Source organism: uncultured Mailhella sp. (assembly GCF_963931295.1).
In the GTDB taxonomy this organism is placed as follows: domain Bacteria; phylum Desulfobacterota; class Desulfovibrionia; order Desulfovibrionales; family Desulfovibrionaceae; genus Mailhella.
This window is the reverse complement of sequence record NZ_OZ007001.1, coordinates 2,150,578-2,162,852: the sequence shown is the minus strand read 5'-3', so window position 1 is coordinate 2,162,852 and position 12,275 is coordinate 2,150,578. Positions and strand designations below refer to the sequence as shown.

At 62.3% G+C, this 12,275-nt stretch carries 10 protein-coding genes; 7 read left to right on the top strand and 3 right to left on the bottom strand.

Annotated features, from left to right (window positions below; all coding sequences use genetic code 11):
• Positions 1-8 precede the first annotated feature (8 nt).
• From speA to ABGT79_RS09030, 5 genes are all read left to right on the top strand, one after another.
• The gene (speA, locus tag ABGT79_RS09050) at positions 9-1,928 is read left to right on the top strand and encodes a biosynthetic arginine decarboxylase (protein ID WP_294488048.1); all 1,920 of its coding nucleotides are present in this window, start codon (positions 9-11) and stop codon (positions 1,926-1,928) included.
• A gap of 131 nt (positions 1,929-2,059) precedes the next feature.
• Positions 2,060-3,256: a saccharopine dehydrogenase family protein gene (locus ABGT79_RS09045; RefSeq protein WP_346665911.1), complete on the top strand. Its 1,197-nt coding sequence runs from the start codon at positions 2,060-2,062 to the stop codon at positions 3,254-3,256.
• Between the two features lie 150 nt (positions 3,257-3,406).
• Positions 3,407-3,625 carry a SlyX family protein gene (locus ABGT79_RS09040; protein ID WP_346665910.1) on the top strand — a complete coding sequence of 73 codons (219 nt, stop codon included), beginning with the start codon at positions 3,407-3,409 and terminating at the stop codon, positions 3,623-3,625.
• Between the two features lie 227 nt (positions 3,626-3,852).
• Positions 3,853-5,046 (top strand): carboxynorspermidine decarboxylase, encoded by a 1,194-nt coding sequence (nspC, locus tag ABGT79_RS09035; protein WP_346665909.1) that lies wholly within the window; start codon positions 3,853-3,855, stop codon positions 5,044-5,046.
• 795 nt (positions 5,047-5,841) lie between these two features.
• Positions 5,842-7,326: an outer membrane homotrimeric porin gene (locus ABGT79_RS09030; protein WP_346665908.1), complete on the top strand. Its 1,485-nt coding sequence runs from the start codon at positions 5,842-5,844 to the stop codon at positions 7,324-7,326.
• A 153-nt stretch (positions 7,327-7,479) separates the two neighbouring features.
• Here the strand turns inward: ABGT79_RS09030 and ABGT79_RS09025 are convergent, their stop codons facing one another.
• Positions 7,480-8,628, bottom strand: coding sequence for an MFS transporter (locus tag ABGT79_RS09025; protein WP_346665907.1), 1,149 nt, complete (start codon positions 8,626-8,628; stop codon positions 7,480-7,482).
• A 173-nt stretch (positions 8,629-8,801) separates the two neighbouring features.
• Between ABGT79_RS09025 and ABGT79_RS09020 the strand changes: the two genes are divergently transcribed.
• Both ABGT79_RS09020 and ABGT79_RS09015 read left to right on the top strand, forming a co-directional pair.
• Positions 8,802-9,419 carry a DNA-3-methyladenine glycosylase I gene (locus ABGT79_RS09020; protein WP_346665906.1) on the top strand — a complete coding sequence of 206 codons (618 nt, stop codon included), beginning with the start codon at positions 8,802-8,804 and terminating at the stop codon, positions 9,417-9,419.
• Positions 9,416-10,108 (top strand): DUF3298 domain-containing protein, encoded by a 693-nt coding sequence (locus ABGT79_RS09015; protein WP_346665905.1) that lies wholly within the window; start codon positions 9,416-9,418, stop codon positions 10,106-10,108. The genes ABGT79_RS09020 and ABGT79_RS09015 overlap by 4 nt, the downstream gene beginning before the upstream one ends.
• Before the next feature lie 323 nt (positions 10,109-10,431).
• Here the strand turns inward: ABGT79_RS09015 and ABGT79_RS09010 are convergent, their stop codons facing one another.
• Together ABGT79_RS09010 and ABGT79_RS09005 are read right to left on the bottom strand one after the other, a co-directional pair.
• On the bottom strand, positions 10,432-11,535 hold the full coding sequence (locus ABGT79_RS09010; RefSeq protein ID WP_346665904.1) for a glycoside hydrolase family 3 N-terminal domain-containing protein: 1,104 nt from the start codon (positions 11,533-11,535) through the stop codon (positions 10,432-10,434).
• Positions 11,528-12,241, bottom strand: coding sequence for a TetR/AcrR family transcriptional regulator (locus tag ABGT79_RS09005; RefSeq protein ID WP_346665903.1), 714 nt, complete (start codon positions 12,239-12,241; stop codon positions 11,528-11,530). Before ABGT79_RS09005 ends, ABGT79_RS09010 begins: the two co-directional genes overlap by 8 nt.
• Between the last annotated feature and the right edge of the window lie 34 nt (positions 12,242-12,275).

The following is a 12,275-nucleotide window of genomic DNA, read 5'->3' as shown; positions in this document are numbered from 1 at the left end:
CAGGATCGTTGGCCAGAAAGAAATCTATGCAGAAGTGGACCGTGGAGGATTCCGTTGATCTGTACGGCATCCGCAACTGGAGTTCCGGATATTTCGACATCTCCCAAAAGGGCGAGGTGGTCATCCGCCCGTTCGGCCGCGAAGGCGGCCCGGAAGTCAGCGTTCTGGAAATCATCCGCGAGCTCAAGGAACGCGGGTACGACCTGCCCGTGCTGCTGCGCATCGAAAACATTCTGGACTCCCAGATATCCCTTCTTCATCAGACTTTCCGCGCCGCCATCAGCGAGCTCGGCTACAAGGGCGACTACCGCGGCGTGTTTCCCATCAAGGTGAATCAGCAGCAGCAGGTGGTGGAAAAAATCGCCCAGTACGGGGCGGCCTACCATCACGGCCTCGAAGTCGGCTCCAAGGCCGAACTCATCGCGGCCATCAGCCAGCTCAAGAGCCGCGAAGCCTGCCTCATCTGCAACGGCTACAAGGACGAAGAATTCATCGATCTCGGCCTGCACGCCCTCAGCATGGGCTTCAACGTCATCTTCGTGCTCGAAATGCCCGGCGAACTCGAGGTCATTCTCGAAGAGGCCAGGCGCATGAACATCCGCCCGCAGATCGGCGTGCGCGTGAAGCTCAGCACCAAGGCCAGCGGTCACTGGTCGGAATCGGGCGGCGAACGTTCCGCCTTCGGCCTCACCTCCGCCCAGATCGTGGACGTCGTGGACATCCTCAAGGAACACGACATGCTCGACACCCTCAAGCTCATGCACTATCACCTCGGCTCGCAGGTGCCCAACATCCGCGACATCCGCGCCGCGGTCATGGAAGCCACGCGCATCTACGCAAGCCTCGTGCAGGAAGGCGCCGCCATGGGCTATCTCGACCTCGGCGGCGGCCTCGCCGTGGACTACGACGGCTCGCACACCAACTACGTGAGCTCCCGCAACTACACCATGCTCGAATACTGCACCGACGTGGTGGAAGCCGTCATGACCATTCTCGACGCGCAGGGCATCGCGCATCCGCACATCGTCACGGAATCGGGCCGCGCCACCGTGGCCTACTATTCCATTCTGCTCTTCAACGTGCTCGACGTGAGCCTCATCGAAGTGGGAAGCCTGCCCGAAGAGCTCCCCGAAGACGCTCCCGAGCCCGTGCGCAACCTGAAGGAAACCCTTCAGAACATCAATCCGCGCAACCTCCAGGAAGCCTACAACGACGCCATCTACTACTATGACGAAATGCGTCAGCTCTTCATCACCGGCCGCGTCACCCTGCGTCAGAGAACGCTCGCCGAACGCTTCTACTGGGCCATCATGCGCGTGCTCTCCGAAGAAAAGAACCGCGTGAAGTACATTCCCAAGGAGCTCAACGAAATCGACTCCATGCTCGCGGACATCTACTACTGCAACTTCAGCGTGTTCCAGTCGCTGCCCGACAGCTGGGCCATCGATCAGCTCTTCCCGGTCATGCCCATTCACCGGCTCAATGAATTCCCCGAACGGCAGGGCATTCTCTCCGACCTCACCTGCGACAGCGACGGACGCATCTCCCACTTCATTGATCCGCAGGGCCTCAAGACCACCCTGGAACTGCATCCGCTCAAGGAAGGCGAGGAATACTATCTCGGCACCTTCCTCGTGGGCGCCTATCAGGAAACCCTCGGCGACCTGCACAACCTGCTCGGCGACACCAACGTGGTCTCCGTGCGCATTCAGGAAGACGGCACCTACGACTTCGTGCGCGAACTCGACGGCGACTCCGTTTCCGACATTCTCGCCTACGTGGAATACGATCCGCACCGCGTGCTCGTGGGCATTCGCAAGTCCGCGGAACGCGCCGTGCGCGAAAACCGCATCACGCCCACGCAGCGCTATCAGCTCATGCAGGCCTTTGAAGACGGCCTGCGCGGCTACACCTACTTTGAACGCTAGCAGAGCGCCGGAGTCTTCTCCGGCCTCCGTCCCACGGCCGAGAACCTCGTTCTCCCCCCTTTATCAATCAAGGCGTTCGGAACACGGTCTCTTTCCGCCTCTGAACCCTTCATGCCGCAAGGAGCAAGAACATGGCAAAGGTACTCATCATCGGCGCCGGCGGCGTCAGCTCCGTCGCCACGCACAAGTGCGCACAGGCCGCTGACGTTTTTACCGACATCGTGCTCGCGAGCCGCACCAAGGCCAAATGCGACGCCATCGCCGCGAGCGTCAAGGAACGCTGCGGCCGCGACATCGAAACCGCTCAGGTCGATGCCGACAACGTGCCCGAACTCACGGCGCTCATCCGCCGCGTGCAGCCCGATCTGGTCATGAACATCGCCCTGCCCTATCAGGATCTGCACATCATGGACGCCTGCCTCGAAGCCGGCGTGAACTATCTCGACACCGCCAACTACGAACCGCCGAACGACGCCCACTTTGAATACAAATGGCAGTGGGCCTATCAGCAGAAGTTCAAGGACGCCGGTCTCTGCGCCCTGCTCGGCTCCGGCTTCGATCCCGGCGTGACCAACGTGTTCTGCGCCTACGCCCAGAAGCACCTTCTCGACGAAATCAACGTGCTCGACATCATCGACGCCAACGCCGGCGATCACGGCCTGCCCTTCGCCACCAATTTCAACCCCGAAATCAACCTGCGCGAAGTGTCGGCCAAGGGCCGCTACTGGGAACGCGGCGAGTGGGTGGAAACCGATCCCCTCTCCTGGAAGATGAACTTCGACTTCCCCGAAGGCATCGGCAAGCGCAACTGCTACCTCATGTATCATGAGGAGCTCGAATCGCTCGTGCAGAACCTCAAGGGCATCCGCCGCGCCCGCTTCTGGATGACCTTCGGCGACGCCTACCTGAACCACCTGCAGGTGTTCAAGAACGTGGGCCTCATCGGCATCGAGCCCGTGAAGTTCCAGGGGCACGACATCGTGCCGCTGCAGTTCCTCGCCAAGCTCCTGCCCGATCCTGCGTCCCTCGGCCCGCGCACCGTGGGCAAGACCTGCATCGGCTGCCTCATGCACGGCGTCAAGGACGGCAAGAAGCGCACCGTGTACATCTACAACATCTGCGATCATCAGGAATGCTACCGCGAACTCGGTTCGCAGGCCATTTCCTACACCACCGGCGTGCCCGCCATGGTCGGCGCCATGATGATGGTCACCGGCAAGTGGAACAAGCCCGGCGTGTGGAACATGGAACAGATGGATCCCGATCCCTTCCTGGAAGAACTCGGCAAGTACGGTCTGCCCTGGAAGGTCACCGAACCCGACCTCTGATTGACGGCGGAGCCCGGAACGCCGACGACGCCTTGCCGCGGCCCTGCCGCGCCTCCGGCCGACGCCGCGCGTCTCCGGGGCTCCGAACCTTGACTGCACAACGAAAGCGGCCGGGACACGCCCGTCCGCTTTTTCGTTCCCGGAGTTGCCATGACGGCCGAAGAACAGATAGCCAGACTCGAAGAACTGGCCTATTTTCAGGAAAAACTGCTCTCGCAGCTCAACGAGGCCCTGACCGGTCAGCAGAAGCAGCTCGACATGCTGGAAAAACGCCTTGCCGAGCTGGAAGAAAACGTGACCGCCCTCATGAACGCGCAGGACGGCCCGGTCAACACGCTGCCTCCGCACTACATGCCGGAACGCTACTAGCGCCCCGGAAAACCGCGGACACCGCGGCCCCCCGCCTGCGCGGCGCGGCCCGCCAGCGGGAAAGCCCTGTGCCCCGCGCCCCGGCAGCACGGCCCCCACAGCGCGGAATACCTGCGCATGCGCCGGCCCGAAAGACTGAGCCTCCCCCTGCGCGACCGCGTTTTGCCGCGCGCCTCAAGCGACAGCCTGCCGATCCGTCCCGCCCATCCTTCAACCCTCCGAGCGCCATGAACGAATATCTTGCCAAACTCCGTCCCGAAGCGTGGCCTTCCCCCTGCTTCGTCACCGATCTTGCCATGCTGAGAAAGAACGTCGCCGTTCTCGACGACGTGCAGAAGCGCACGGGCGCAAAAATCATGCTTGCGCTCAAGTGCTTTTCCCAGTGGATGACCTTTCCCGTGCTTTCGCGCGCCATGCGCGGCCCCCTCTACGGCTGCTGCGCCAGCTCGCCCGACGAAGCCAGACTGGCCAAAGAGGATTTTTGCGGCGAAGTTCACGCCTTTGCCGCGGCCTGGAGCGAAGAGGAACTTGCCGAAACCCTGCGCTACGCCGACCACATCGTGTTCAACTCCTTCGCGCAGTGGAAGAAGTTCCGCCCGCTGGTGCAGAAGGCCGAGCAGGAACGCGGCTTGAGCATTGAATGCGGTCTGCGCCTCAATCCCGAACATTCGGAAGGCGCGGTGCCCATCTACGATCCCTGCTCGCCGGGCTCCCGTCTCGGCATTCGTCCCGCCGCCTTCCACGCCGAGCTCGAAAAGGATCCGCACGCGCTGGACGGCATAAGCGGTCTGCACTTCCACACCCTCTGCGAACAGAACGCCGACAGTCTGGCCCGCACGCTGGACGCCGTGGAAAAGCACTTCGGCGCATATTTTTCCCGCATGAAGTGGATCAACTTCGGCGGCGGCCACCACATCACCCGCGCCGACTACGACATTGAGCTGCTGTGCCGCTGCATCGAGCACGTGCGCGACGCCTACCATGTGCAGGTCTATCTCGAACCCGGCGAGGCCGTGGCCCTCAACGCGGGCGTGCTCGTGGCCACCGTGCTCGACGTGGTGCAGGCCGACATGCCCGTGGCCATTCTCGACACCTCCGCCGCCTGCCACATGCCCGACGTTCTGGAAATGCCCTACCGGCCGAACATCATCGGCGCGGGCGAGCCCGGCGAAAAGAACTTCACCTGCCGCCTGGCGGGCAAATCCTGCCTCGCGGGCGACGTCATCGGCGAATACTCCTTCGACGAACCGCTCAAGAGCGGCGACAGACTGGTGTTTCTCGACATGGCCATCTACAGCATGGTGAAGACCACCACCTTCAACGGTCTGCGCCTGCCCTCCATCGCCATCTGGGATTCGGAAACCGATCAGCGCCGCGTCACCCGCACCTTCGGCTACGAGGACTTCCGCAGCCGCCTGTAGCTGAACGCCGAGACGCCCGGCCCGGTCTTCCGGGCTCGCCGCGCACCGACAAACCATGAACGAACCCCGACGGGATGCCCGCCGGGGTTTTTCTTTGTCCGCAACGCGCCGCAGGCATCCTGCGCAGGAACCGGATAAGGCTCCTGCCTTCGGCGCAGAAAAGCTGCTGCGGCAAGACGGCGCTCCTCATCTCCGACGGCAGTTTTCCCCTCAAAAATGTTCGCCCCACCCGCCGACTTTCCCCTTTTCCGTCATGTGCCGCAAGAACTCCTGCGGAAAAATCGTTCTTCCCCGAGGCGAAACCTGCCGCCCGCGAACACAGACTAGCCCCCCTCGCCGAGACAAATGCGCCCGCCGAACACCTGCAAAACAGACACCGGAGCGACGGCCCTTCTCTCCGGCGCAGAACATGTCCCGCCGCAGCGCAGAACACTTGCCGGAAACGCCATCCGCAAGGCACATCCGCGTCATTTTCCCCGCAAAACTGGCAACGACAGCATCAAAAAATATTTATGATGCAATAATCAATCCAAGCATGAAAGTATTATCATAGCATTATAATACACATGTAAAAAAACACATTTCTGCTCTAATAAAACTCATACATAAGCGCATAATAACGTGTAAAAAACTGAACATTCTAATCATTATCATATTGTTTTCGTCATAAAAAAGAAACTATACCTTTTCCATGCCTTTCATCAAAGGCCACAATCCTGACTTCTTTCTTCGGCATCAGTCATGGAACGTTATCCATGCGGAAGGCGGTCAGGCAAAACAGTGGGAAGGTATGATATGAAAAAGCTTCTTACCCTCATGCTGGCGGCGGGAATGACGCTCGCTGCGGCGAACGGCGCGCAGGCCGTGGACGTCAAGGTCAGCGGAACCTACGACTTTTCCTTCAGCGGCTCCGACAATCTCAACGGCGACAACTCCTTCATGAGTGATTCCGACTATCGCCACAACACCGGCAGAGAGCTGAATCAGCATCACTTCGACGTGTATCAGCGTCTGCGTCTCGGCATGGACTTCATCATGTCCGAGCAGCTTTCCGCGTTCTATCAGGCGCAGATAGGCATCTTCAACTGGGGCGGCTCCTACAAGGGCGCGAGCAAGATGGAAAACGACGGCGGCGCTCTCGGCACCCGCGCCACCAACATCACCACCCGCCTCGCCTACCTCGACTGGATGATTCCTCAGACCGACATTCATATCCGCATGGGCCAGCAGGAAGTGCTGCTTCCCAACTACGTGGCCGGCAGCCCCATTCTCGACGATCCCGCCACCGGCGTGTTCATTTCCGCGCCCGTGACCGACACCTTCTCGGCCAACGCCTTCTGGATGCGCGCCGTATCCGATCCGCTGAAGAACTCCTACGGCGAATACGAATACGACAACGCCGACGTCGATCTCTTCGGCCTCATCGGCGACTTCAAGTACGATTACTTCCGCGTGACCCCCTGGGGCATGATCGGTCACGGCGGCAGCAACTTCGGCGACGTGTCCAACGCCGGCCCCACGCCTTCCGGCCTGCTGCCCTTCAACGGCATGAACCGCCTCAGCTGGAACAACGGCACGCTCACCGCCACGCCCGACGGTTCAGATTCCACGCTCTGGTTCGCCGGCCTCGGCGGCGAATTCACCTTCTTTGATCCGCTGCGCCTCGCCCTCGACTTCTATTACAGCGGCAACAAGAACGACAGCGCCTCCACGGAACGCGAAGGCTGGTACCTCGCCGCCCTCGCCGAATACCGTCTGCCCTGGTTCGTGCCCGCGGTGAAGGCCTGGTACGCTTCCGGCGACGACAGCAAGGTGACCAACGGCTCCGAACAGCCCCTGTACCTCTCCGGCGGCTTCAAGCCCGGCGCGAGTTCCTACTTCAAGGGCCGCTTCAACATCGCCAACACCATCGACAACGGCAGCGCCGGCGGCACCTGGGGCGTGAGCGCACAGCTCAACGACATCAGCTTCATCGAAAATCTCTCGCACGATCTGCGCGTCACCTACTTCCGCGGCACCAACAGCAGCAACATGCCCAACATCATCAACAACGTGTACGGCGGCTCCGTCACTCCCGCCAACTACCTCACCACCAAGGACCACGTTGTGGAACTCGATTTCGACACCTCCTACCAGATCTACAAGAACTTCGTCTCCGTTCTGGAACTCAGCTACGCCTTCCAGGACTTTGACGGCGGCGTGTGGAAGAACGCCGCGGGCGAAGGCGGAGACTTCTCCAACGCCTGGCGCGCCGCGCTGAACTTCCGCTACCGCTTCTAGCCCGTTTTTTGGTCCTGCCGTCCCCGCCTTTCTCCTCTCAGTCATTCCGGGAGAAAGCCGGATCCCTCAGGCGACAGGACTCGAAAAAAGGCCGACTCCGAGGAGTCGGCCTTCTTTTTTAATGTCCCTGTCCGGCGCGCCGTCGCCTTCACGCTAGGCGCGGGGATCGGCGTCGCGCACCGCGCCCGCCCCCAGAAACATGACGGCGCACAGCCCGACCACCACGCCCATGGCCTCCTGAAGACCGACCAGCGATCCCAGCATGCCGATGAGCGGAGGAATGAAAAGCTGTCCGCTCGCGGCGAGCATGGAAAGAATGGCCGCCACCGTACCGGCGGGCATGTCGTGACGGCGTCCCGCAGCGCTGAAAATGATGGGCACGCTGACCGAAAGGCCCAGTCCCATGAACGCGTATCCCAGCAGACAGAGCGCCGGCCACGGAGAAAGAAGCGCCGTCAGAATGCCGCAGAGCGCGCATCCGCAGCAGACCCGCAGAAGCCTGGCGTCGCCGAAATGTTCGCGCAGCCGGTCGCCGAAAAAGCGCATGGCCACCATGGCCACGGAAAACGACGCGTAGGCCAGCGCGGCCGTCTGCTCCGACGCGCCCTTCACTTCATGCAGAAGCAGCACGCCCCACTCGCCCACCGAACCTTCCGAGGAATAGGAACAGAGCATGAGAACGCCGAACACCAGCACCCAGAGCGGCGGCCGCGAAAGGCGCTCCCGCTTTTCCCTGGGACGCGGCGCGTCGCGCAGAAGCTGCCGGGCGAAAAAAGGAAGAAGAACAAGAAGAATCAGCGCCGCTCCGGCAAAATGACCGAAGGGGGAAACTTCCCACGCGGCCATGACCGATCCGCCGAGCGCCCCGAGAAGGCCGCCCGAGCTGTAGAGCGCGTGCATGGAGGAAATGACGGGACGACGCATGGCCGACTCCACCAGAATCGAACCGGCGTTGATGCCCACGTCGTTCACGCCGATGGCAAAACCCAGAAGCGCAAAGAGCAGACACGCCGAAAAAAATCCCGAGGCCAGTCCCATGCAGGGAAAAAGCAGAATGAGCGCACCGCCGGCCAGCGTCAGCACGGCGCGGCAGCCCATGCGGGAAACGGCCCATCCCGCCAGCGGAAAGGAAACCAGACCGCCGAGCCCCATGCACAGCAGCATCACGCCCACATCGGCGTCGCTCAGCAGCGCCCGCGCCTTGATGGCGGGCATGCGGGACATCACGCTTCCGTAGGCAAGCCCCGCAACGGCAAAGAAAAAGGAACAGGCCCAGCGCGGCCCTACAACCGGAAAATGCATGACGCCCCTTGCCGCCGTTTTCCGGCGGGCTTTCATGAAATCAAACACGGGATCGGAACGAAAGTCGTTCCGGTCTCGACGAGAAGGGTATCGGCAGGACCGGCAGCCCTGTCAAGCGCGGCGCTGTACTTCGCCGAAGAAACAGGGCACTATGCCGCAAGGAGGATTCCGTCATGGAAAACGCCGGTTGCGCATGGAGCCGAAACGACGCTCTTCTGCGCCGCTATCACGACACCGAATGGGGCGTTCCCGTACGCGACGACAGACTGCTTTTCGAACATCTGACGCTGGAAGTCATGCAGTGCGGCCTGAACTGGCTGCTCATGCTGAAAAAGCGGGAAATTTTCCGGCAGGCGCTGGCGGGCTTTGATCCTTCGCGCCTTGCCGCCTTCACGGAAAACGACGTAAACGCCGCCCTCGCCGTTCCCGGCATGATACGCTCACGGCGCAAGGTGGAGGCCGTAGCCGCCAACGCGCGCGCCTTTCTCGCCGTGCAGAAGGAATTCGGCTCCTTTCACGCCTGGCTGTGGAACTTTACCGACGGGCGCATGCTGGTGTACGAAAGTCACGCCGCGTCCGTTCCGGCCAGCAACGAGCTTTCCGACCGCATCAGCGCGGCGCTGAAAAAACGCGGCTTCCGCTATGTGGGAAGCATTACCGTTTATTCTCTGCTTCAGGCCTGCGGCGTCGTCAACGATCACGAACCGGACTGTCCGCGCTTTTCCGAAGTCATGCGCGGCGTCGAGGCGGCGCATCCGGAACGCCGGGCCCCTCTTTCGGAGGAATCATGAAACTGCTCTCTCTGATCGTTTCCCTGGCCGTGACGCTGGGCGCGCACGCCGCCTGCGCCGCGCAGAGCTCCGTATCGACCTACACCGAAGAAGCGCCTTCCGTCAGCATCCGCGCCACCTGGCAGCGCTTCGGTCTGACACGGCCGGACAACGCCTCCGACGACACGGTGCGCAGCGCCGTGGCCGCCTTCCGCAGCATGGCCGCCGAAGAGCGGGAACAGATGCTCTCGCTCCATGCCGACGATCCCGACGCGCCCGAACACCCGTACGAAATGGATCTGGAAGGCGTGATTTCCGGCAACGACAAGGTGGCGGGCATACTCTGGAAGGACTATCAGTACCTCGGCGGAGCCCACGGAAGCCTGACGCTGAGCAGCCGCAACTACACGCGCTCGGACGGCAGGGAGGTGCGGCTTCAGGATCTCTTCCGCAGGCCTGACAAGGCGCTGACACTGTTCAGCGAGCTTTCGAGAAAGAAGCTTGCGCAGCGCGATCTGCCGCAGGACATGGTGGAAGCGGGAACCGCGCCCGATCAGGAAAACTTTCAGATCTTTCTGCTGGAAAAGGACGGCCTTACCCTGTATTTCAGCCCCTATCAGGTGGGGCCGTGGTCGGAAGGCGTGGTGACCGTCACGCTCTCCCTCCGGGAGCTTGCCGCCGCCGAGCCGCACACGGCCTACTGGAAATAAGCGCTCCGGCCGGGCCTTCCTTCCCGGCTTCGACGCGACGGCCGCAGAACACTCCGGGCCGCGCAAAAAAGCGCGCTGTCGTCCTTCGCAGCACAGACGGCGCGCGGCACAAAAAACTCACGCCTCCGACGCGCCGTTGCCGGTTCGTCCGGGCTCTGTCCCGCCTGCGCAGCGCCTCAAGGCGCAAAAGACTCCGCGGCACGCGGCACATCGTGCGCAAAGGCACGCCGCGCACACGTTTTTCTTCTTCTCTTTCCCGCAAAGCGCCTGCGCGGCGCGTTGCGCTCACGCCCGAGGGCAGGCCCCCACGCGCCGGACGCGGACTACCCGCGCGACTGCGCCAGTCCGCGCTTCATGGCCTCAATGCGACGCCACGACGCCTTCAGCCGCTCCGGGCTGACGCGCCCTTCCCGCACCAGCGAGGCGAGCGCCTGAAACACCTTGTCGTGCAGCAGCGGATCATAGGACAGATTGTTGCCGAAAAGCAGAATGTCGTTGCCGGCAAGCACGGCAAGACGCACCCGCTCTTCCAGCGAGCTCCCGGCCACGGCTCCCATCTGCAGATCGTCGCTCACGACCACGCCCTGCCAGCCGAGCCCGCGGCGCAGCAGCTGATCCACCACGGCGGGCGAAAGCGAAGAGGGAAGATTCGCGTCGAGGCCGCGATGATACACGTGCGCCACCAGCACCATGCCGGGCCAGCCCCGGCGGAAGGCCTCCGCATAGGGCGCAAGCTCTTCCCGGCTCCATGTCTGCGTGACGTCCGGCAGTTCGTGATGAGAATCCTTGCCCGCGCTGCCGAGTCCGGGAAAATGCTTGAGCGCGGGCAGCACGCCCGCACGGTACAGGCCCTCGGCAAAGGCCAGAGCCCGCGGCGTCACCTGCGCGGCATCGGCGCCGAACAAGCGTCCGGCGTCGCCGAGTCCCGGGCTTTTCGCCGAGCGGCGCAGATCGACCACGGGAGCAAGATCCACGTTGATGCCGAGCTCTGCCATCTCACGCCCGGCCCTGAAGCCGAGCGAACGCACGTTATCCGGCGACATGCGGCCCATCTGTTCGGCCGAAGGCAGCGGCTGAAAACCGCGCTCCGACTTCAGGCGCCGCACCTTTCCGCCTTCCTGATCCACGGCCACGAGCAGCGTGCGGGGCGACGCCTTCTGCAGCGAAGACACGAGCTTCTTCACCTGCGACGGCGACTCAATGTTGTACAATCCGCTCTTTTTCGGCGACCTGTCGAACAGAATGACGCCTCCGAGCCGTCCCGCGGCCACGGCGTCGATGACGGACTGCGGCGCTTCCAGACCGCGAAAACCCACCATGATCATGGATCCGATCATCTCTTCCAGGGAAGGTTCGTTCTGCGCCGCCGCGCACGGATGCGGAAAAATACAGACAAGCGCCAGAACGACCACCAGAAATCTATGCACGGGAACCTTCGTCCTCCTCTTTGTCCTCCCGTTTCGCCACGGAAGGAAGTTCCCCCTTCGCGTAGCGTTCGGCAAAGGCGCGGAGGGCCTCAAAAAGCAGCAGCTTGAAATGACGGTTCACATCTTCCTTGCGGTAGTCGAACACCGTGGTCAGAGCGCGGGCCATGTCGCGCTGCACGCAGAGCATGAGCAGATACGGCGCCATGACCGTGATGATGCAGCTTTGCAGCGCGGGATTCTCGCGCGGAATGCCCGTCATTTCCGAAAGAAGCGAACCGATGCTCCGCTCCTTGGAAAGCGTGCTCGTCAAAAACGCCACTCCCCCCAGGGGCGAGGGCGCAATGAGCTCGTGCGCCCAGATTCTGGCGTACCAGCTCTGCCCGTCGTAGGCCGCGCCGATGTAGGCGTCAAGCACCCGCTCCAGCTTTTCCTCCACGGGAAGTTCCGCAGACGTGATGAGCTCCATCTGCCTCTCGTTCACGATGTGCTCGTGAACCTCGTCGAGCACGGCGCGGTACAGATCGTCGCGGCTGCCGAAGTGATAGTTCACGGCGGCGATGTTGACGCCCGCCTCCCGGCAGATCATCTTGCTGGTGGTGTCGGCGTAGCCGTGTTCGGCAAACAGCCGCACGGCGGTGCCGAGAATCTGACGGCGCGTGGCTTCGCCGTCTTCGCGCGAGTTCTTCTTGCGGGAAAAAAACAGCATACGGGGGATCCTCTCGTCACGGAACGCTGCGCGC